Annotated in this window: 16 protein-coding genes; 7 read left to right on the top strand and 9 right to left on the bottom strand. The window is 70.5% G+C overall.

Translation table 11 applies throughout. The features are described from left to right. Positions 1-7 precede the first annotated feature (7 nt). From A4W93_RS27930 to A4W93_RS27905, 6 genes are all read right to left on the bottom strand, one after another. Positions 8-2,149, bottom strand: a complete 2,142-nt coding sequence (locus A4W93_RS27930; RefSeq protein ID WP_085753721.1) for a M14 family zinc carboxypeptidase — start codon at positions 2,147-2,149, stop codon at positions 8-10. A gap of 334 nt (positions 2,150-2,483) precedes the next feature. Next, positions 2,484-3,827 (bottom strand): sigma-54-dependent transcriptional regulator, encoded by a 1,344-nt coding sequence (locus A4W93_RS27925; RefSeq protein WP_085753720.1) that lies wholly within the window; start codon positions 3,825-3,827, stop codon positions 2,484-2,486. After that, complete coding sequence (locus A4W93_RS27920) at positions 3,817-5,787, bottom strand: ATP-binding protein (protein ID WP_099960007.1); 1,971 nt, start codon at positions 5,785-5,787, stop codon at positions 3,817-3,819. Before A4W93_RS27920 ends, A4W93_RS27925 begins: the two co-directional genes overlap by 11 nt. Continuing rightward, a complete protein-coding gene (locus tag A4W93_RS27915; RefSeq protein WP_085754355.1) occupies positions 5,784-6,665 on the bottom strand; it encodes a transporter substrate-binding domain-containing protein in 882 nt (293 codons plus the stop codon). Before A4W93_RS27915 ends, A4W93_RS27920 begins: the two co-directional genes overlap by 4 nt. Before the next feature lie 369 nt (positions 6,666-7,034). Beyond that, on the bottom strand, positions 7,035-8,561 hold the full coding sequence (locus tag A4W93_RS27910) for a YifB family Mg chelatase-like AAA ATPase (protein ID WP_085753719.1): 1,527 nt from the start codon (positions 8,559-8,561) through the stop codon (positions 7,035-7,037). Positions 8,562-8,676: 115 nt separating this feature from the next. Beyond that, positions 8,677-10,029, bottom strand: a complete 1,353-nt coding sequence (locus tag A4W93_RS27905) for an SEL1-like repeat protein (protein ID WP_085753718.1) — start codon at positions 10,027-10,029, stop codon at positions 8,677-8,679. Between the two features lie 241 nt (positions 10,030-10,270). Here A4W93_RS27905 and A4W93_RS29950 point away from each other — a divergent pair, with 241 nt between their 5' ends. Next, positions 10,271-11,359: a peptidoglycan-binding domain-containing protein gene (locus A4W93_RS29950; RefSeq protein WP_099960005.1), complete on the top strand. Its 1,089-nt coding sequence runs from the start codon at positions 10,271-10,273 to the stop codon at positions 11,357-11,359. Between the two features lie 22 nt (positions 11,360-11,381). Here the strand turns inward: A4W93_RS29950 and A4W93_RS27895 are convergent, their stop codons facing one another. Then, positions 11,382-11,843: a MerR family transcriptional regulator gene (locus tag A4W93_RS27895; protein WP_085753717.1), complete on the bottom strand. Its 462-nt coding sequence runs from the start codon at positions 11,841-11,843 to the stop codon at positions 11,382-11,384. 476 nt (positions 11,844-12,319) lie between these two features. Here A4W93_RS27895 and A4W93_RS27890 point away from each other — a divergent pair, with 476 nt between their 5' ends. Further along, a complete protein-coding gene (locus tag A4W93_RS27890) occupies positions 12,320-13,831 on the top strand; it encodes a hypothetical protein (RefSeq protein ID WP_085753716.1) in 1,512 nt (503 codons plus the stop codon). 21 nt (positions 13,832-13,852) lie between these two features. On the opposite strand, the gene A4W93_RS27885 is transcribed toward A4W93_RS27890, so the two are convergent. Continuing rightward, entirely contained in the window at positions 13,853-14,446 is a 594-nt protein-coding gene (locus A4W93_RS27885; protein ID WP_085753715.1) for a DUF6151 family protein, read from the bottom strand. Beyond that, positions 14,443-15,864: a cytochrome P450 gene (locus A4W93_RS27880; protein ID WP_085753714.1), complete on the bottom strand. Its 1,422-nt coding sequence runs from the start codon at positions 15,862-15,864 to the stop codon at positions 14,443-14,445. The genes A4W93_RS27885 and A4W93_RS27880 overlap by 4 nt, the downstream gene beginning before the upstream one ends. 84 nt (positions 15,865-15,948) lie before the next feature. Here A4W93_RS27880 and A4W93_RS27875 point away from each other — a divergent pair, with 84 nt between their 5' ends. The 5 genes from A4W93_RS27875 to A4W93_RS27855 all read left to right on the top strand — a co-directional run bounded on the left by A4W93_RS27875 (position 15,949) and on the right by A4W93_RS27855 (position 21,653). Further along, entirely contained in the window at positions 15,949-16,824 is an 876-nt protein-coding gene (locus A4W93_RS27875; protein ID WP_085753713.1) for an AraC family transcriptional regulator, read from the top strand. Further along, a complete protein-coding gene (locus tag A4W93_RS27870; protein ID WP_085753712.1) occupies positions 16,821-17,708 on the top strand; it encodes a DMT family transporter in 888 nt (295 codons plus the stop codon). Before A4W93_RS27875 ends, A4W93_RS27870 begins: the two co-directional genes overlap by 4 nt. A 101-nt stretch (positions 17,709-17,809) precedes the next feature. Further along, entirely contained in the window at positions 17,810-19,315 is a 1,506-nt protein-coding gene (locus tag A4W93_RS27865; RefSeq protein ID WP_085753711.1) for a DASS family sodium-coupled anion symporter, read from the top strand. Positions 19,316-19,343: 28 nt separating this feature from the next. Then, positions 19,344-19,982 (top strand): 4Fe-4S dicluster domain-containing protein, encoded by a 639-nt coding sequence (locus A4W93_RS27860; protein WP_085754354.1) that lies wholly within the window; start codon positions 19,344-19,346, stop codon positions 19,980-19,982. A 12-nt stretch (positions 19,983-19,994) separates the two neighbouring features. Continuing rightward, positions 19,995-21,653 carry an FAD-binding protein gene (locus A4W93_RS27855; protein WP_085753710.1) on the top strand — a complete coding sequence of 553 codons (1,659 nt, stop codon included), beginning with the start codon at positions 19,995-19,997 and terminating at the stop codon, positions 21,651-21,653. Positions 21,654-21,655: the final 2 nt, after the last annotated feature.

Below are 21,655 nucleotides of genomic sequence, written 5' to 3'. Positions count from 1 at the left end.
CCCTGCATCAACGGCGGCTGCGGCGGGCGCGGTGCGCGGCGGCACCGAGGCCCACGACGCCGAGCAGCATCGCGACGAGGTCGAGGAGGCGCATCGAGCCACCGCCACCACCGTCGGCCGCGGGTGCTGCCGTGGGGGCCGTGACGTCGAGGAACGCCGCCGACACGGCACCGGCCTTGTCGTCGTCGTTCACGCCCTGCACGAACACCATGTGGCGGCCAGCCGAGAGGCCGGTGGTGTCGATCGTGCCGGTCACGGTCTTCGTCGCGTCCGGGAAGTCGGACTTGGCCTGGTCGGACGACGAGAGCGTGAGCGGGATGCCCTTCGCGCCCGGCTCCCACGGCATCGTGTCGATGTAGGCCATCGCGGACTTCACGTTGTAGACCACCGGGTACGGCGGCGGCAGGATGTTGGCCTGGCCGGCGTTCGAGTAGCGGTAGCGGTTGTCGTCGACGGTGGCGGTGACGCTCACCTGCTCGCCGGCGGCCACCGAGGCCTTGCCCACGGCCACGTTGACGGTGTCCGGGCCGAACGGCAGCTGGTACGGACGGCGCAGCACGCGGCTCAGGTAGTGGAAGCCGTTGAAGTTCTCCGGGTACGTCTCGCGTTCGAACACGCCGCAGTCCTCGTAGAAGGACCGGCCCATCTCCACCGTGTACGCCGGGGCGCCGAGGTAGCCGTAGACGGCGTCCTTCGTCGTGCCCTCGGTGTTGTAGCTGAGGAGCTGCTGCGACGAGTAGTTGTTGTGGTACGCGAGGCGCTGCGCGATGACCGCCATGCCCTTGTTGTTCGGCGTGTGCGTGTTGTTGTTGTTCTCGGTGCGCTCCACGCCCCACGGCCACAGCACCGCGCGGGCGTTGCTGTGCAGGTCGATGAACACGCCGCCGCCGTAGTTCATGTCGGCGCCGGTCTGCCAGTCGAGCTCACCCGCGCCGCCGTTGTCGCGGTTCTCGGGGTTGCAGTAGGTCGCGTTCTTCGGGCGGCCGTCGGGCAGCGCGCCACCTTCCCACTTGCACGCCGCCTGGTTCCAGGTGCCACGCACGTAGTTCAGCACGGCCTTGGTCTCCGGCTCGGAGGCCGGGCCGGTGCCGCGGAAGGTTTCGCCGCACGAGTTGCCGTCGGAGCCGCCCGTGCCGCCGGTGGCCCAGCCGAACGGGTAGTTGCGGTTCAGGTCGACGCCCGAGCTGAGGGTGTTGGTGACACCGCCGGTGACGCTGGTGCAGGCCGCGGTCACGTAGTTCGTGTTCTTGCGCTGGCGGGCCGAGATGTCCTGCTCGGCGATCTTGCGGCCGTCCGGGTTGTGCACGATGAAGTGGTACCGGTTGGTGTCCAGCATCATCGTGGCGTTCGGGTCCTTGCCGTAGTTGTCGAGCAGCCACTCGATGAACTTCATGCCGACTTCCTGCGGCGCGTACTCGCGCGCGTGGATGCCGCCCGTCCACACCATGTTCGGCGGGGCCTCGGCCTTCGCGTCCTGCTTCTCGAAGTTGCCGACGACGATCACCTTGACGGGGTTCGGGTCGACGGGGAACAGGCTCAGGTTGAAGCGCGTGACGATCGACGGCGGCAGGTACTTGATCAGCAGGTTCGCGAACGACGACTTGCTGTTGTCCGGGATCGCGGTGCCCACCGGCGGGATGACCTGCTGCTCGCCCATCCAGCTCTTGCCGAGCGTCTGCACCTTGGCCAGCTTCGGGTACTTCGCGACGAGGTCGTCGAAGGTCGTGTAGACCTCCTCCACCGTGCGGTAGCAGCCGTGCGCGCCGTTGGCGATGCTCTTCGTGCCCACCCAACCGAGGATGCCCTTGCGGTCCTCGGCGTCCTTCGCGCGGCCGGTCACGAACGCGTGGATGCGCGCGGTCTCGGTCTCGTCGATGGTGACGTTGGCGCCCATGGCCTTCAGGCTGGCGAGTTCGTCCGGGCCCACCTCGGCGGTGACCTCGTGCTTCTTCTGGTCGACGTACGGGTGGTCGAGCAGCTTCGTGAGCTTGCCCAGTTCGTCGGGGCTGGTGTAGGTGATGCGCACCGACCAGATTTCCGGGCCGGTTTCGTCATGGGCGCTGCTGCTGGGCAGCGAGAAGGCCATCGCGATGGCCACGGGCAGCGGGGCCAGGCGTGCGATGAGGCGGGGCGAGCATCGGAACTTCACTGCAGGTACTCCTGTGAGGTCGAGCGGTTGTCGAATGGGGGTCTGGCTGCGCGTGTCCGACCGGCCGGTTCGTCCACGTCACGTGAAACCAATTGCATCGACCGTGCCAGTTTCAAATTCGCGGTATGGCGCGCACCGTGGCGGGGAGATGGCTGCGTCCATTGCGGTGCAGCATCGTGGCTGGCATGACCGCCGTCATAGGAAGAACGGGTATGACCCGTGTGCCCGCTGCTGGTGCGGCACTGCAGCATGGCTGCTGCTCGGGTGTGACAACCTGCACGAGATTCCGTGGGTCGTCATGGCCGCCGGATCGGGAATCCGGCGGCGGCCTCTTTCACAAGAGGCGGTACTTGCGGATCTTGTCGTTGAGCGTGGTCTTGGGCATGCGCAACGCCTTCGCGCTGTGGGCGATGTTGTCGCCGTGGCGGCTCAACTCCACCGAGATCAGCGCGCGTTCGAAGGCCTCCACCATCTCGGTGAGGGAATGCCCGGACTCGCCCTCGGCCCCATCGGCGCTAGGCTCCAGGCCGAAGCCGTCCTTTCCGATGCCCAGCACCACGCAGTCGGCCACGTTGCGCAGCTCGCGCACGTTGCCCGGCCAGCCGTGCGCCATCAGGCGGTGCATCTGGTCGTCCGACACCGACGGATGCGGCCGGCCGTAGCGGCTCGACGCCATCAGCATGAAGTGCTCCATCAGCAGCGGGATGTCCTCGCGGCGTTCGCGCAGCGGCGGCACCTCGATGTTCACCACGTTCAGCCGGTAGTACAGGTCGGCGCGGAACGTGTTCTGCTGCGCCCGCTGCAGCAGGTTGTCCTTCGTGGCGGCCACCACGCGCACGTCCACCGGCACGCTCTGGTTCGAGCCGAGCCGCTCGATCTTGCGCTCCTGCAGCACGCGCAGCAGCTTGATCTGCATCGCCATCGGCATGCTCTCGACTTCGTCGAGGAAGAGCGTGCCGCCGTCGGCGTACTCGATCTTGCCGATGCGGCGGCGCTGCGCGCCGGTGAAGGCACCGGCCTCGTGGCCGAAGAGTTCGCTGTCGAGCAGGTTGTCGGGCACGCCGCCGCAGTTGAGCGCCACGAACGGCCGCGACTTGCGGCACGACAGGTCGTGCAGGGCCTGGGCCACGAGTTCCTTGCCGGTGCCGGTCTCGCCGTGGATCAGCACGTCGACGGGCGAGTTCGCCACCTCGGACACGAGCGAACGCACCTTCTGGATCTGCGCCGAACGGCCCACCAGCTTGCCTTCGATGGCGTTGCGGTCGGACAGCGCCTGGCGCAGCGCGGCGACCTCGAGCGTGAGGGCGCGCTTCTCGAGCGCGCGGCGCACCACCTCCACCAGCACCTCGGGCGAGAAGGGCTTCTGGATGAAGTCGTACGCGCCGCTGCGCATCGCCTCCACCGCGAGGTTCACGTCGCCGTGGCCGGTGATCATGATGACCGGCAGCTCGGCGTCGACCTGCTCGCGGCAGTGGCGCACGAGCGAGAGTCCGTCCGCACGCGGCAGGCGCATGTCGGTGACGACGACGCCGGGGAAGCTGGGTGCGATCAGCGGCGTGGCGGCTTCGGCCGAGTCCACGGCGCGCACGGAAAGCCCGGCGAGCTGCAGCGCCTGCACGCAGCCGAGTTGCATGTGGGGATCGTCTTCGACGACGAGGACGGAGAGGTCAGGCAGCATGGTCGGGGTCCACCGGGCCGGTGGGCAGGTAGAGGGTGAATCGGGCGCCGCCCTCGGGGCGGTCGGCGGCTTCGATCTCGCCGTGGAATTCACGGACGATGTCGCGGGAGATGACGAGGCCCAGGCCGAGGCCCTGGCCATTGGCCTTCGTGGTGAAGAACGGTTCGAAGAGGTGGTCGGCCGTGCCGCCGGCGAAGCCGGTGCCGGTGTCGAGCACGTCCACGCGCACCCAGCCCGTGGGGCACGCGGCGGCGGGCAGGTGGGGCGGCGGCACGCCGTCGGGAAGCGCCGAGGCCTGCAACGTCAGCGTGCGCGGCGGCCCGCCGCCCATCGCGTCGATGGCGTTGCCCACGAGGTTGATCAGCACCTGCTCCAGGCGGTTCGGGTCGCAGAAGGCGGTCAGCTGGCCGGCGACGCAGCGGTTGTCGACGTCGACCTCCTCCTTGCGCATGCGCGGCCCGTAGAGGAACAGCGCGTTGCCGACCGCATGGGCGATGTCGGTGGTCACCGCGACCGGCAACGACTTGCGTGCGAAGCCCTTGAGCGGCTGGATGATGTTGCCCATCTGGTCGGCCATGCGCGCGATGATGCCGAGGTTGCCCGAGAGCGAGTTCAGGTCGCCGCGCTTGAGGAACTCGGACGCGTTGCCGGAGAGCGTGCGGATGGCCCCGAGCGGCTGCGTCAGCTCGTGCGTGATGCCGGTGGCCAGCTGGCCGAGGATGGCCATCTTCGCGGTGTGCACCAGCTCGCCCTGCGCGTTGCGCAGCGTCAGCTCGGCGCGCTCGCGTTCCACCACCTCCTTGCGCAGGCGGTCGTTCGCATCGGTGAGGTCCTGCGTGCGGCTGGCCACCTTCTGTTCGAGCGCGGCGTTGACCTCCTCCAGCATGCGCTTGGCCTGGTGGCGCTGGCGCAGGATGCGGCGGTGCTGCGCGAGGTAGAGGGCCAGCAGCACGACGAAGGCCGCGGCCACCGCCGACATGAAGCCGTACACCGCGGCCTGCCGGCGCGTGGGACGCAGGTCCGTGAACGTCATCAGGCGCCAGTCCATGCCGTCGAGCGAACGGCCGAGCACCAGCATCTCCGGGTTGCGCGCGCGGTGGTGGTGAGGCTGGCCCACGGGCAGCACGCCTTCGATCACCTGGCTGTCCTCGTCGACGGACAGCTGCACGACGAGCGGGAAGCGGTCGATGCGCCGGTTGTTGTAGAGGCGAGAGAGCTGCAGGTCCACGCGCCGGTCGAGGGTCAGGTCGGCGAGCGAGGTGTAGCGCCACTCCGGCTGCGACGACATGATCACGACCTGGTTGGTGTCGGCGAGCACGGCCTGCGACGACAGCATCTCCCAGGTCTTGTCGATGGCGTGCAGGCCGATCTTGATGGTGGCCACGCCCACCACGCGCGCGCCGTCGCGGATGGGGTGCGAGACGAAGTAGCCCGGTTCGTTGCCGTGCACGCCGATGGCGAAGTGGCGCCCCACGCGGCCCGACAGCGCCTCGAGGAAGTACGGCCGGAAGGACAGGTCCTCGCCGACGCGGCTGTCGTCGGGCACGTCGACGTTGCTGGACGCGAGCACGATGCCGCGGTCGTCGAGCACGAACACCGACATGCTGCCGAGGTGGGCGTTCAGGCGGCGCAGGTAGTCGCTGGTGACGCGGCGCTGTCCCGTGTTGCGCGGGTGGCGCAGCAGCTGCAGCACGTCCTGGTTCAGCTGGATGGTGGCCGGCACGTGCTCGAGCCGGTTGATCACGCCCTCCACCGCCGACGAGAACAGGTCGAGCCGGTGGTTCGATTCCTGGCGCAGCGTGGCGATGCCCTGCCGCTCGGCCACCGTGAAGCCCGCCCAGCCGCATCCGACCACCACGCACAGGATCGCGAGCGTGAGCAGCAGGCGGCGCAAGGCCGGCCACCCGGCGAGGGAGGGGCCGGGAGGGGGCGCCGTGTCGGCGGGGGTCTCGTCCATCATCCCCGGGGCTTGTCGGTCGGCACGCGGTAGAGCTCCAGCAGGTCGTCCGACGGTGGCCAGTTGAGGTTGAGGCCCTTCGGCGTGATGGGACGCTGGAACCACTTCGTGTGGATGCGCAGGGCCTCGCCCGTGGTCATCAGGCGGGTGAGCGCGCGGTCGACGATCTGCTTGAGTTCGGTGTCCTCGCGCCGCAGCATGCAGCCGTACACCTCCGACGACATCGGCGTGCCCACCACCACCCAGTTCTCCGGCTTCTGCGCCTTGGCGCGTTCACCGTAGAGCAGCGCGTCGTCGAGCATGAAGGCGTCCACCTGGCCCATCTCGAGCAGCCGGAACGACTCGCCATGGTCCTTCGCCGTGACGATGGTGAAGCGGTCGCCGTTGCGTTCGTTGAACGTGCGCAGCAGGCGATCGGAGGTGGTGCCGGCGGTGATCACGACTTTGCGGCCCTGCAGGTCGTTGAAATCGCGGATGCCCGAGTGGCGGCCCGTCATCAGCCGCGTGCCCACCACGAAGATCGACACCGAGAACGCCACCTGCCGCGCGCGTTCGATGGTGTGGCTCGTCGACCCGCATTCCAGGTCGACGGCCCCGTTCTGCACGAGCGGGATGCGGTTCTGCGCCGTCACCGGCACGAGCTTGATGGTCAGCGCGGGCAAGCCCAGCTCGGCCTTCACGGCGTCGAGCACCTTGAGCATCAGGTCGTGCGAGTAGCCCACCACCTGGTGGCGCGCGTCGTAGTAGGAGAACGGCACCGACGACTCGCGGTGGCCGAGGTTGATGGTGCCCGTCTCCTTGATCTTGCGCAGCGTGTCGGTGCCCTGCGCGCGTGCGGTGCCCGCGGCCAGCAGCAGGAGCATCGGCAACAGCAGGAGCATCGGCAACAGCAGGAGCGCGGTCAGGAAACGGTGGGACGGCGGGTTCACGAGAGGAAGAAAGAACAACAGCGCGGAGGCCCGCGACGGGGGCTTCCGATGCATGGAACGTGCCCGGAAAATGCCGGAACCGGTGCATTGTGTCAGGGTGGAGACGGTTCCAGACCTGGGGGGAAGTGCCGATGGCGGCGGGTTTCCGTGCGGTCTGAAACGCATTGGAACGGAAAACCGTTCGCTCCGTGCTGGCGGGCCGGTCGTGCGGGCCATGGAAAGTCCATGGTGGTGCTGTCCGGCCTGTTGCGCGGTGTGATGTTCGTGCACCGGGTCAGTCGCTGACCCGAGGTGGGCGCTCGCTGGTGCCGCCCGCGGAGGTCAGGCGCCGCTGAGCACGCGCCGGTGCTGGATGGCCTCGGCGAGGTGGGGCGTGCGCAGCGTGGCTTCGCCGGCCAGGTCGGCGATGGTGCGGGCGATGCGCAGCACGCGGTGGTGCGTGCGTGCCGACCAACCCAGGCGCGCCGAGGCCGCCTGCAGGAAGGCGGACGACGTGTCATCCAGCGCCGTGTGGGCATCGAGCGCGTCACCTTCCAGCCGGGCGTTCGGCACGCCTTGCCGGGCCACCGCCACGTCGAACGCAAGCGCCACCCGGGCCGCGATGGTCGCGGTGGTCTCTCCGTCGGGCGCCGCGGCCAGCGCCGCGGGCGGCACCGCCGTCACCTCCACCTGCAGGTCGATGCGGTCGAGCAGCGGACCGCTCAGGCGCGACTGGTAGCGCTGCACCGCATCCGGCGTGCAGCGGCAGGAGCGCAGCGGACTGCCGTGGTGCCCGCAAGGGCAAGGGTTCATCGCCGCCACGAGCTGGAACCTCGCGGGGTACTCGGCCTGCCGCGCGGCGCGCGAGATCACGATGCGGCCTGTTTCCAGAGGCTCGCGCAGTGCCTCCAAGGCATCGCGACGAAGCTCGACGAGCTCATCGAGAAAAAGAACCCCGTGGTGGGCGAGGGAGATTTCCCCGGGCCGAGGCGGTGACCCGCCCCCGACCAGCGCCGCCGACGACGCACTGTGATGCGGCGCCCTGAACGGCCGCTGCCGCCAGCGTTCGGCCGTGAAGCTGCCGTGCAGGCTCAGCAGCGCCGCGGATTCGAGCGCGGCCTCGATGGGCATGGGCGGCAGCAGGCCGGCGAAGCGCGACGCGAGCATCGACTTGCCGGTGCCCGGCGGCCCCACCATCAGCAGGCTGTGCTGGCCGGCCGCGGCAATCTCCAGCGCCCGCTTGGCGCCGGCCTGGCCCTTGACCTCGCGCAGGTCGGGGATGGCGCCGGTCGGAACAACGGGCTCCGGCGAGGCGCGTGCGAGCGCCTCGACGAACGTGTCGGACGGTGCCGGCCGGAACGCCTCGACCACATCGAGCAGATGGCGCGCCCCATGGATCACGAGCCCCTCCACCAGCGCGGCCTCGCGCGCGCAGTCCACCGGCAACACCAGCGCCCGCCCCGACCCGCTGCCGCGCCGCAACGCGAGGGCGAGCGCCAGCGCGCCGCGCACGGGCCGCAGGTCTCCCGCGAGCGACAACTCCCCCGCGAACTCGAATGCCTCGGTACGCTTGAGATCGATCTGCCCGCTGGCGGCGAGGATGCCCAGCGCAATGGGCAGATCGAACCGCCCCGACTCTTTCGGCAGGTCGGCCGGCGCGAGGTTGACGGTGATGCGCTTGTTGTGTGGGAAGGTCAGTCCACAGTTGATGAGTGCGGCCCGCACGCGTTCACGCGCTTCACGCACCTCGGTGTCGGCGAGTCCCACCAGCGTGAACAGCGGCAGGCCGTTGGCAAGATGGACCTCGACCGTGACTTCAGGCGCACCGAGGCCGTCGAGGGCGCGGCTGTGGAGGACGGCGAGGGACATCGGGGCAGTGTGACGTGATCGCCGGTCGCACCACCTGCTTGATGGGTCGAGAAATTGCGGGTGTTGGAGGCGCGCGGTCAACCCTGACGGCCTGACCCGGACGGGCTCGTGCCGGTCACTCCGGCCGCGGCCCGTCCACAGGCCCCAGGCTCAGCACGACCCGCCGCGGTTCCACCGTGGCCGCCAGCGGCAGCGTGAAGTTCACGAAATGCAGCGCGAGCACGGCCCCGCCGCGCAAGGCCGTGGTCACCGAGGGGGGCAGGTCTCCGGCGCTCGTCGCGCAGCCGCGTGGGTCCACGCGGCCCGTCACGCCGGTTTCCGTGGCCTCGTCGAACCGGGTGTAGGTGACCAGCCGCCACGCGCTGTTCGCGCCCAGGTTGAACGTGTCGCCGTACACCTGGACGAGGTCGAGTCCGCACGCCCGCAGCCGCACGGGCCGGTCGGGCAGCACGCCAGCGGTGGCCGCGACACCGGCGACGAACCGGCCCCAGGCGAGGCGCTGCGCCAGTGAGCGGGGAACGAAGGTTTCGGTGGATTTCTCGCGCAGCGCATCCATGCGTTCCACGGCCCGGGCGAGCACGTCGAGGTCGGTCTCGTCCTGATAGCGGTCCTGCAGCTGCTGTTGCGCGGGCCGATGCGCCTGGCGCAGGCCCAGCAGCGCGGCGCGCTCCATGTGGTCCAGGGCCTCGTCGCGGTTGCGTGCCATGCCCGACAGGTGGTAATGGGCCACGGGCACGCCCTTCGCGGCGCCGCGTTCGAGCGCGGGCCGCGCGGCCTCGAAATCGCCCTCCTCCATCAGCAGCACGCCGTAGTTGGTCCAGGCGGGCGCGAGGTCACCGTCCATGCCGATGCGCAGCCACCGCACGGCGCGTTCGCGCAGGGCCGCGTGGTCGAAGGTCTCGTGTTCGCGCGGCATCGCGTGGCGGGCGAAGAACCAGGCGCGGTAGTACTGGGACGACGCGTCGAACGCGTCGTTCACCGACGACGTCAGCCGGTAGGCCTCGGCATAGGCATCGCCGGACCGGCCGGCGGCCTCGACGGGACGTTGCAGCAGCGCGCGGTAGCTGGGGTGGTCCGGGGCGTACGCACGGCCGAGGTTGCGCAGCGTGGGCAGCTTGAGGCCGGCGCTCAAGGCCTCCTGGAACAGGGTGATGGCCTCGGTCTTGTGGCCGTCGTCCAGCGCGATCAGGCCCAGGTTGTGGGTCGCCCGGGCCGAACCCTTCTGCCGCGCGCGCTGGTAGTACCCGGCGGCACGCTCGAGGTCCCTCGGCGTGCCCTGGCCCGTGTGGTGGGCCTTGCCGAGCAGGAACAGCGCCTCTGCGTCGCCGGCTTCCGCCGCGGGGACGGCCGACGCGAAAAACGCGTCCGCGTCCTGCGATTCGTAGAGTGTTTCCAGCGGGGACGAGTGGACTGCGGTCGACAGCACGAGGCCGAGCGCGGCGAGGACGAGGCGATGGGAGATCTTCAAGGTGCCGCCATTGTCCGCCCCGGCGCGCGCGCGGCCACCCCACCGTCGGAGGGGCCGTGCGGCCTTCGCGGATGCAGCGTCTGCAGTGCGTGCTCGCCGCGTTGGCTTTCCGTCGGTACCCCCTTCAGTCGCCCCCACGAATGGGGATGCCTCGCCGGCCGGGCGTGCCTACAGTTTCCTGGCGTGCTCGCGCCTCGGCGCTGACAGCGCGTGCTGTGGGTTCGACCCATCGGAGGAAGCCATGTCCCTCGCATCCGAGATGTTCCGTGACGACCGTCGCCTGCAGGAGTGCCTGCTCCATGACCGGGCTCATCTGACCGAGGGCACGGTGGGGCCCTTCGTGAACAAGGTGCAGGACGCCCTCTTCGTCATCGACGGGCTGCGCTGCGTCCCGGAAGAGCGGCGGCTGCAGCGGTATGGCCCGAGCACGGCCGCCGCGGTGCATTCGTTCAAGAAGAGGCGCCGCATCATCAACCGCAGCTACCAGACGCAGGCCGACGACATCGTCGGCAAGATGACCATCGACGCCCTCGACAAGGCCTTGGTCGAGAAGGAGCGGCAGTGCCGGCCGGTGGTCCACGTCGCGGGGGCCCGGGCGAAGGCGGTGGCCTCGGTGCCAGGAGACCGGCGCCGCCCGAACGGCCCCCTGCCGCCTGCCGGCGCGCGGGCGGCCCTGATCGGCGCGCCGGTGTCGGCCCCGTCGAACCTGTCTCCGGCGGGCGTCGCGATGACGCGGGCTCCCGGCGCGGCAGCCCTCGTGAACCTCGCTCGCCGGCGGCTGGGCGCGATGATGCAGTTTCATGCGCACCCGACGCTGCCCCTGCCGCCCGGGATCATGCCGTCGTTCGATGCCTTGTGGGCCTGCTTCGGCCTGCCGGTGTTTCCGAAGAACAGCCCGCTGCTGCCGGGCCAGACCAACCAGGCCGTGAAGTCGATTGCCGATTTCCTGAGGGTGGTGGACGACGTCTACGAACGCGCCGTCCGGCACCTGGCCCAGGCGAACACGCTGTTCCACGACCCGGCAGGCCCGGTGCCCGAATTCGACGGAGCGCATGCCTTCACGTTGACCACGCCGAGAAAGCCCGGCGAGCCCGCACCGTCCGCGGCCTTCCCCGACGGCTGCTTCTTCAACCCGCGGTACCTGGCGGGCGCAGAGGGGCCCGTGGGGACACGCAAGCAGATGGTGGTCGCCCTGCACGAATGCGTTCACTTCGTGCAGAACGACAACATCGCGGACAACGCGACGCAGACGCTTTCATCGGCTCACGGGTACTCGGACTTCGTGATCTTCTGCGCCTTCGGCCGGATGGCGATCTCGGATTCGGAGTGAGCCCCGCCAGGCCCCGGGTGTGTCAAGTCGGCGCGCAGCAACGGGCGCGCGGTTCGACGTCGGTCGCCGGTGGAGGACATGCCAACGCCTCGAGGATCGTGCAGTCGACGGCCGCTCCTCCCCCACACGCCGTGTCGCAACTGACCACGAAACCCGCGAGGCTCGCCTCCAGCGCCTTCAACTCGTCGAGCTTTCGGCGCACCTGCGCCAGGTGGCCCGCGGCGATATCGCGCGCCTCGACGCAGGGCCGGTCCGGCTGGTCCACCAGCCCCACGAGTTCGCGGACCTGCTCGATCGAGAACCCGAAGTCGCGGCACCGGCGGATGAACGCGAGGCGGCGAACCGTCGCGTCGTCGTAGTGCCGCTGTCCCGACTCGGTGCGGCCCGCCGGGGGCAGCAGGCCGATCTCCTCGTAGTAGCGGATGGTGGGCACCGTGCAGCCGGTCTGCCGGGCGACGAAGCCGATGGAGAGTTTCGCGGTCATGCCGCCATGCTAGCCCGCGGCGCCGCAGCGGCCCGGCGGGCAGCCGCATGCGCTCGCCGCCGCGGCACGCTGCTTCCGCCGGCGCCACACAAGGAACCCCGCGCCCAGGCCAGCCCCGACAAGCAGCAGGACCGCCAGCGTCGTGAGTCCGCCGGCCCGGGACGCCAGCGCCGTGGCCGCCGCGCTCCAGGTCAGTGCCCAGGCTGCCACGCCCCCGAGCAGCGGCGCAGCGCAACACGCCGCACATGCTGCTCCCGCACCCACCACCACCTTCCAAGGTCTCATGCCGTGTCTCCTGTTCCGGGGCAACGCGCCCAGGACCTCACGGTAGGACCTCAAGCCGCTTGAGGGTCAAGCGCCGGCGGAGTTCGTGCGTTGCGCACGCATCGGGCGTTTCCATGTCCCGAGCGCCCGCCGGGCGGCGGCAGAATCGTCGATCCCCGCCCCGGGGCCGTCCCGAAGAAGTCCCCGAAGAAATGATCCGTCGCATCGCCACGCTGGTGGCCCTGCTGCCCGCCGCTGCGCTGGCCGCCCCCGAAGCAGTCCCCTCGCCATCGAACCTCGAGGTCCGCCCCGCCGCCCTGGAGTTCAACTGGACCCCCATGGTGATGCCCGATGGCGGCCACACGGCGTTCGCGTCCCTGAACTACCTGGTGGCCATCGACGACGCCTGGTCCATCGGGCCCGGCGTGTACGGCACGGCCAAGGGCAACTATGGCGGGATCTTCACGGTGGGGTTCACCGGGCAACGGCGCTGGCGCCTCTCGGAGGAAACGAACGTCGTCGCCGGCCTCTACGTCGGCGCCGGGGGCGGCCTGTCGAGCGAGGACATGCGCTTCGGCGGCGGGCTGATGCTGCGGCCCGAGCTGTCCCTGCGCACCCGGTTCGGCGCCTGGTACGGCGGCGTGGGGTTCTCCCAGATCCGGTTCCCCAGCGGCAACGTGAAGGGCGACGTGGGCCTCGCGGTCACGGTGGGCCGGTACCTCGATTTCGCCGGGCATGCCAGCAGCGACGCGGGCCGGTCGGCCCACGCCGACCGGCGCACGGGCCTGGGCTTCGACGAGATCGCGCTGACGGCCGGTGGCGAACGCCCGAGCGCCTCGAGCCGCGACCGGTCCGGGAAACCCTACACCGGCGCGGTCGGCAAGGCCGGCGCAGATCTCCGGCAGTACGGTGCCGATGGGCGCTGGTGGGGCATCGAGGCGGCCGGTGCGGCGCAGGGGGGCGTGGACGGGTACATGGAAGTGCTGGGCCAGGTGGGGCAGGACTGGTCCGTGTTCGGAACCCCGCGGCTGCGCGCGGGCGTCCAGGCCGGCCTGGGTCTGGGTGGCGGCGGCAACGTCGACACCGGCAACGGCTGGCTGCTGCGCGCCGGACCGAACCTGCGCTGGATCACCCCGTGGGGCCCGACCGTGCGGCTGGACGCGGGTGTCACGCACGCGCCGTCCGGCGAGTACACCGCGCGGTTCGTGCGTGCCGCGCTCGCGCTGCCGCTGGACCGCGTGCCCCTGCCGTCCGGCGAGGATGCTGGCGGCACGGTGCGCGTGCAACAGCTCGGGGCCAGCGTGATGCACATCCCGAGAATGCGGTTCAAGGACGGCACCGAGGAGTCGGTCACCCACCTCGCCTTCGTGATGGCCCGCGACTTCTCGCCGCGCGTCTACGGTGTCGCGCAGGCGGGCAGCGCCGCGCTCGGCCGGGCGGGGGCGTATTCCTTCGGGCTGTTCGGCCTCGGCGTGCAGAGCGATCCGATGTGGGGCGGGCTGCGCCTCGGCGCCGAAGGCCTGGTCGGGGCGGCCGGTGGTGGTGGGGTCGCGGTCGGCGGCGGGGCGGTCGCCCAGCTCGAGGCATGGGCGCAATGGGCCCTGACCGAAGGGCTGAGGATTCGGGCCGGCGTGGGCCAGTTCCGCACCCTGCGCAGCGACGACCAGGCCGCGGCGCTGACGCAGGTGCAGCTGGGCTACGCGTTCGGCACGCTGCAGCGCTAGTTCCCCATACGGATCAAGGGCCTACGCGGCACGGTAGGCGCGGTCTCGCTGCTGCGTCGAGAGCACGGTCACCGGAACCAGCGGCTCGCCCGGCGGCTTGAAGAACGGATTCGGTTTGTAGGCGCCGGTGAGCCCGCTGACGACGATTCCCGGAACGAAGCCCGCGAGCGAGACGAAGGTCCTGAAGGCGAGCCTGGGCGGCGCCTGCCGGGCACTGCCCGTGTTCACCCGCATCTGCAGCCGCGGGAAGGTGCGTTCGAACGCGGCAGGATCGGGTTTCAGGCAGGTGTGGACCAGGCTGACGTACGGAACCTTCCAGTTCCTCAGCGTGTTGCCGATCGGCGTGGTGCAGCAGGCCGCATACCAGCGCAAGAGCCCTTTGTCGGAAAGGGACAGGCACGCAAGGTGCCGCGTGCCCTCGCACAGGCGGACATGCCTGGCCTGGGTCGCGATGAACTCGGCGCCACCGTGGGCGTCGTGTGTCTTCGCCGAGGTGCCGAGGTGGTTCGAGTAGGCCCGGCAATCCTTGCAGTAGCAGAGGCCTCGCAGCGCGAGTTCCGGGCGGCTCAGCAGACCGCGGACGCGGCCGCATCGGCATTGGAAGTGGTAGGTCATGGTCGTTCCGTGCGTGCCGGCCCGCGGCGGCGCAGGTTCAGCGTGACCCCGTTCCTGGGCCGCAGCGTCACGTGCATCACCGGCTCGCACGCCGGCGCCCCCTGGGGCAGCCCCAGCTGGTAGCGCTGCAGCAGCATCGCCGCGATCACCGTCATCTCCAGCATCGCGAAGTGCTGGCCGATGCACACCCGCGGTCCGGTGCCGAAGGGCAGCCACGCACCGCGCGGGGCCTTGTCGTCCGGGGCGGCGAAGCGCTGCGGCAGGAACCGGTCCGGGTGTTCGAAGCTTCGGCCGTCGCGCTGGATGACCCACGGCGTCACGCGCACCAGCGCGCCCTTGGGGATGCGCCACTCGCCGAGCTGGATCTCCCGCGTGGTCCGCCGCGACATCAGCGCGGGGACGGGCGGGTAGAGGCGCATCGCCTCCTTCAGCGTCGCGGTGAGCCACGGCAGCCGCGCCATGTCGGCGGCGCTGGGCGTCTCCCCTTGCAGCACCTCGTCGACCTCTCGCCGGGCTCCCTCCAGCGCCTCGGCGTCGCCGGCGATCAGGCGGCTCCACCACAGCAGCGCCGTGGCGGTGGTCTCGTGGCCCGCCTGGAAGGTGACCATGCACTGGTCGCGCACCTCCTGCGCCGACAGGCCCTCGCCCGTCGTCTCTTCGCGCGCCGACAGCAGCATGCCGAGCAGGTCGTCGTGTTCCGCCGCTCCCGCGACGCGCCGCCTGGCGATGTGACCGTCGACGAGGTCCCTCAGCGTGCGCAGCGCGCGGCGCTTGGCCGCCTTGCCCGGCAGCGGGAGCCAGTCGGGCAGGGTCATCGGGTGGAACATCTCCCGGAACGCGAATTCGCTCGCCACCTGGACGGCGCCGACGGCCCGGGCCGATTCTTCGGACGCCTCGCTGCTGAACAGCGTGCGCAGGATGACGTCCATGGCCAGGCCCGTGAACAGCCTGTCCATGTCCACCTGCCCTGCGGGCGAGGCGGCGGGCAGCGCCGCGTCGAGGCCCTTCGCGGCCGCATCGCTCATCAGCGCGGCGTAGCCGGCCACGCGCCGGGGCGAGAAGCCGGGCTGCAGCATCCGCCGCTGGCGCTGCCACACCTCGCCTTCGGTGACGAGCACGCTCTGCCCCATCAGCTGCTCGAACACCTCGAGGCCGCGCTCCCAGCGCTTCAGCCCGTCCGCGTTCGCCACGAGCAGTTCGCGCACGAGTTCCGGGGAGAACACGTCGTAGGCGTGTTCGAAGGCGACCCGCGCGTAGCTCAGGTCGCCGTACTGCGCCCGGAGCTGGCTGGTGAACCCGAGGTAGTCCCGCTGGAGCTCGGCCAGCAGGGGCAGGCCGAACCACCGCGAGGACGGGCCCGGCGGGCGGCCGTCGCGGGAGGGCGGGGGCGCGATGGAGGTGGTGGCATGGGTGTCCATGCCGCCGATGTTCGGCGTGTGCGGCGGCGGCCGTCTTGAACGTTTTCGACATGCGAGGTCCGGACGAGGCCCTAGACTCCGACCATGGAACGTTCCGTGCCCCTGTCCGACGCGGTGAATCGTCTCTGGCTGCCCCGGGTGTCCCTGGCGTCCTGTGTCCGGGCCGTCTTCAGCCGCGATACCACCGGCATCGACCTCCCCGACGAGGCCCGGTACAACTACTTCCCGCTGACGCCGCTGTGCAGCATCAGCTGGTTCTTCGAGGGCGAGTGCCACGTGCAGCCGTTCTCGGCCGCGCCGCGTGGCCCCGCGGTGGCCGCGCCGCTCTCGCGCATCGTCGTCGCGGGGCCGTTCGACCGGCCCTCGCTGTCGTGGAACCCGGGTCCTGGCCACGGGATGATGCTCATGCTGATGCCCGATGCGTTCCGCGCGTTGACGGGCGTGCAACCCGCCGACCTCGTCAACCGCTTCGCCGACGCGCACGAGTTGCTCCCCGAGGCCTGGTGCCGGATGTGCCGCGACGTGCTGGCCGCGCCGGACGACGACACGCGCGTCGCCCTGCTCGAAGACTTCCTCGACCCGCTGTGGCAGGCCGCTCGCCCCGAGACGTCCGCTCCGGGCCGCCGGTACCACGACTGGACGCAGGCCATCGCCATGCGCGCCGCCACGTCCGGCCTCGGCCGCAGCGCGCGGCAGGTCGAGCGGCGCATCAAGGAGTGGACCGGGCAGCCCCTGCGCTCGCTGCGGGGCATCAGCCGCGCGGAGCGGGCCTTCCTCGACGGGCTCGCGGCGCCGCAGCACCAGGCCGTCAACATGGCCGAGCTCGCGGTGGAGTCCGGGTACGCGGACCAGTCGCACATGTGCCGGGAATCGAAGCGCATCACGGGCTTCGCACCCGACGAGCTGCGCCGGCGCACGCGCGACGACGAGGCGTTCTGGGTCTACAGGATCTGGCAGTGAGCAGCCGGCCGGAGGCACTCCCGGCGGGCCTCGCCCCCCGCACGCGGGCCACGCTGTGTGTCCTGGCGGCGATGGTGTGTTTCGCCACCTACGACGCGCTCTCGAAGCACCTGGCCGGCACGTACCCCGTGACCGAACTGCTGTGGGTTCGGTACGCCACCCACGCGGGCCTCATGCTCGTGGTGTTCGGGCCGGCGATGGGGCTGCGCCTCGTCAAGACGTCCCAGCCGGTCGCGCAGGTCCTGCGGGCCCTGCTGCTCGTGGCCGTGACCTTCCTGTTCATGAACGGGCTGAAGTACATCCGCCTCGCCGAGGCCACGGCCATCAACTTCCTGGCGCCGCTGCTGGTGACGGCCTTGTCCGCGCCGCTGCTGAAGGAGCGTGTGCCGCTGCGTTCATGGATCGCCGTGCTCGCCGGCTTCACCGGGGTCCTGCTGATCGTCCGGCCCGGTGCGGGGATGAACGCCGGCATGCTGTTCCCGCTGGGTTCGGCGGTGTGCTACAGCCTCTATCAGATCATGACCCGCCGCTTCGTCGGCGCGGAACATCCGCTGACCACGCACTTCATCCTCGGTTCGGTGGGCCTGGTGGTGACGACCTTCACCTGGCAGCCGAGCTGGGTGATGCCCGATCCGGGGCACGTGCCGCTGATGGTGGGCCTCGGCCTCACGACCGGCCTCGGCCATTTCCTGCTCATCAAGGCCTTCGAGCACATCAGCCCGGCCACCGCGGCGCCGTTCACGTACACCCACCTCGTCTGGGCCGTGGTGCTGGGTTTCGTCCTCTTCGGCGAGGTGCCTGGCCCGTTGTCGGTCCTGGGCATCCTGACGATCGCGACCGGCGGGCTCCTCAACGTGCTGGGCGCACGGGCGAAGGGGCGCTGACCGCACGGGTGTCCGCCCCCCGGGAATTGCCCGAAGGTGCAGTTGCGGCACCCTCCCGCAAGTCGCAAGATCCGGCATCCACGCGCGAAGAGGAGCCCCGGATGCTCGCGAAACTGACGGCGATGTTCCGCTACTTCAACGGGGCGGTGCCCTTCCGCCTGATCCCGGCCATCATCACGACGGTGGTGCTCGTCGTGCTGCTGCTGATCCCCGCGCCGGAGGGGCTCAAGCCCGAGGCGTGGACGCTGGTCGCGATCTTCCTGACCACCATCGTCGCCATCATCCTGAAGGTGATGCCCATCGGCGTGATGGCACTGATGGCCATCGTCATCGTCTCGCTGGCGGAGGTGACGTCCAACACCTCCAAGGGCGCGATCGCCGACGCGCTCAGCAGCTTCGACAGCCCGCTCATCTGGCTGATCGTCGCGGCCATCCTGATCTCCCGCGGCCTCAAGAAGACCGGCCTCGGCCAGCGCATGGGCCTGATGTTCATCTCGGTGCTGGGCAAGCGCACGGTGGGCATCGGCTACGGCCTGGCCATCTGCGACCTGGTGCTGGCCCCGTTCACGCCCAGCAACACGTCCCGCGGCGGCGGCATCGTGCACCCCATCATGAAGTCGATCGCGAACGCGTTCGACTCGGATCCCGAAAAGGGCACCGAAGGCAAGGTCGGCACGTACCTGGCGCTGGTGAACTATCACGCGAACACCATCACCTCGGGCATGTTCGTCACCGCCACGGCCCCGAACCCGCTGGTGATCGACTACGTGGCCAAGGCCACCAACTCGAACATCAGCCTCACCTGGACCACCTGGGCGCTGTGCATGGTGGTGCCCGGCCTGCTGTGCCTGCTGGCGATGCCGCTCGTGATCTACCTGCTGTCGCCGCCGGAGCTCAAGCAGACCCCCGACGCCATCGACTACGCCCGCGGCGAACTGAAGCGCATGGGCCCCGTGTCACCGAAGGAGAAGGTGATGATGGGCACCTTCGGGCTGCTGCTGGTGCTGTGGGCGAACGTCCCGGAGATGATCTTCGGCCCGGCCTGGAACCTCGACCCCACCGTGGTCGCCTTCCTCGGCGTGTTCGCGCTGATCATCACCGGCACCATCGACTGGGACGACGTGCTGTCCGAGAAGGCGGCCTGGGACACGCTGATCTGGTTCGGCGCCCTCGTGATGCTGGCCGAGCAGCTGAACAAGCTCGGGGTCATCAAGTGGTTCTCCGAGGGCATGCGCGACACCATCGCCGCCAGCGGCATCGGCTGGGGCGGCACCGCGGCCATCCTCGTGCTGGCCTTCGTCTACTCGCACTACCTGTTCGCCAGCACCACGGCCCACGTCAGCGCGATGATGCTCGCCTTCCTGACCGTGGGCGTGCACCTGCTGCCGCCCGAGTACGTGGGCCTCTTCGTGCTGATGATGGTGGCTGGCTCCACCATCATGATGACGCTGACCCACTACGCCACCGGCACCTCGCCGATCGTGTTCGGCAGCGGCTACGTGACCCTGGGCGTGTGGTGGCGCGTCGGCTTCATCATGAGCGTGCTGGAACTGCTCGTCTTCACCTTCATCGGTGGCGCGTGGTGGAAGGTGCTCGGGTTCTGGTGATCACGAGGGAGGGCGCATGAGCGATCCGATCGTCCAGCTGAGTGTCGAAGGCTGCCCACTGCAGGTGCCGGCCACCAGTTCGATCCTGCAGGCCATGGTGGCCGCGGGGCAGACGCTGGTCGAAGGCGTGGGCTGCATGGGCCAGGGGGTCTGCGGCTCGTGCCGGGTGCTGGTGCGGCGCACCGGGGACTCCGAGGTGCGCACGGCGCTCGCCTGCGAGACCCTCGTGGAAGAGGGCATGCAGGTCGCCTTCCTCGAGTACTTCACCCCGGCCGCCCGCCACCGCTACCGCATGGACGAGCTGGGCGACAGCTGGGACGCGCTCGCCCGCATCGGCGAGGTGTTCCCCGAGGCCGAGCACTGCCGCCACTGCGGCGGCTGCGACCGCGCCTGTCCGAAGGGGCTCGACGTGCAGCGCGGCGTGAACCAGGCCGTGGCCGGCGAGATGGCCGCGTCCGCCCACGTGTTCGACGAATGCGTGATGTGCAACCTGTGCACGCTGGCCTGTCCCGAACACATCCGGCCCAACCACCTCGGGCTCTTCGTGCGGCGCATGCTCGCCTCGCGCTCGCTGCGCCCGTCGGACCTGCTGCGCCGGCTGCAGGAGATCGAACGCGGCGAACCGGCGATCGACTTCGACGCGCCCGGTGCGCGTCCGCCGGTCTGAGCGGGCGGCACCATGGCCTCCGGCATTCCCTACGACCTCGCGCGCCAGCGCTGGCAGGTGGGCGCGACCCCGCCGAAGCGCGCGGACGAGGTGTCCGTCCCCGACCTGCTCAAGGGCTACCACCCCGACCACGGGCCGCGCGCGCGGGTCAGCCTCGCCGTCGGGGTGAACCGCGGCGACCCCTGCCAACCCGACTTCGCGGCCCACCTGCAGGCCAACGCGCTGATCGACGACGTCCACATCGCCGGCGCCCAGCTGGTGACCACCGACGTGCTCGTCATCGGCGGCGGGGGCGGCGGCTGCGCGGCGGCGCTCACGGCCGCGAAGGACGGCGCGCGCGTGATCCTCGCGACGAAGCTGCGCCTGGGCGACAGCAACACCGTGATGGCCGAGGGGGGCATCCAGGCGGCGGTGGGCGCGGACGACAGCCCCCAGCGCCACTTCGAGGACACGCTGCGGGCCGGCCACTTCTGCGGCGAGCCGGAGCTGGTGGCCCAGATGGCGATGGATGGCCCCGCCGTCATCCGCTGGCTCATCGAGCTGGGCATGATGTTCGACCTGGAGGACGACGACCGGCCGCTGGGCGGCAAGCTGCTGCGGAAGAAGCCGGGCGGCGCGACGGCCGCGCGCATCCTCTCGTACCGCGACTACACCGGCCTCGAGATGATGCGGGTGCTGCGCGAGGCGGTCGAGCTGGAGCCGGGCATCACGCTGTGGAACCGCTGCCCCGTCGTCGAGCTGCTGTCCGACGACCATGGCCGCTGCGCCGGGGCCGTGGTCTACAACCTCGAGTGGCGCTGCTTCGTCTTGGTCCGCGCGCGTTCGGTGATCATGGCCACCGGCGGCGCCGGCCGGCTGCACCTGAACCAGTTCCCCACGTCCAACCACTACGGCGCCACCGGCGACGGCCTCGTGCTGGCCTACCGCATCGGCGCGCGCCTGCGCGAGCTCGACTCGTTCCAGTACCACCCGACCGGCATCGCGTACCCCCGCCACCTCGCGGGCGGCCTGATCTCGGAGGCGGCGCGGTCCGCCGGCGCCACGCTGATCAACGGCGAGGGCGAACGTTTCGTCGACGAACTGCAGCCGCGCGACGTGGTGGCCGCCGCGATCCTGCGCGAGTGCGCGGAGGGCCGGGGCATCGAGCGGGGTGGCCAGGTCGGGGTCTTCCTCGACACACCGTCGCTCGAAAAGGCGAACCCCGGCATCCTGGCCAAGCGCCTCGTGACGCTCCGCCACCTCGCGAAGAAGTGCGGCCACGACGCGGCGCAAGAGCCCTTCCTCGTGTATCCCACGCTGCACTACCAGAACGGCGGTGTCGCCATCGACCGGCACGGCGCCACCGGCACGCCGGGCCTCTACGCCGTGGGCGAACTCGCCGGCGGCATCCACGGCCGCAACCGGCTGATGGGCAACGCGCTGCTCGACATCGTCAGCGTGGGCCGCCGCGCCGGCGCCGCGGCCGCGGCGCAGCCGGCGGACGGCGGCACGCTGTGGGGCCGGGCCGGCATCGGCCACGTGCACGCCTGGCAGCGCGAACTCACGCTGGCGGGCCTGCCGCTCGACGTCAAGGCGCCCCAGCTTTTCCCCACCTACGCCCACTTCGACCTGGGCGCCGATGCCGGCCTGGGCGCCGGCATGCCGGCCCATGGCGTCGGCGGCATTCGCTGAGG

The organism is Piscinibacter gummiphilus (assembly GCF_002116905.1).
GTDB lineage: Bacteria > Pseudomonadota > Gammaproteobacteria > Burkholderiales > Burkholderiaceae_C > Rhizobacter > Rhizobacter gummiphilus.
Note: the sequence above shows the minus strand (reverse complement) of the source record. Positions and strands in the feature narration are given on the sequence as shown.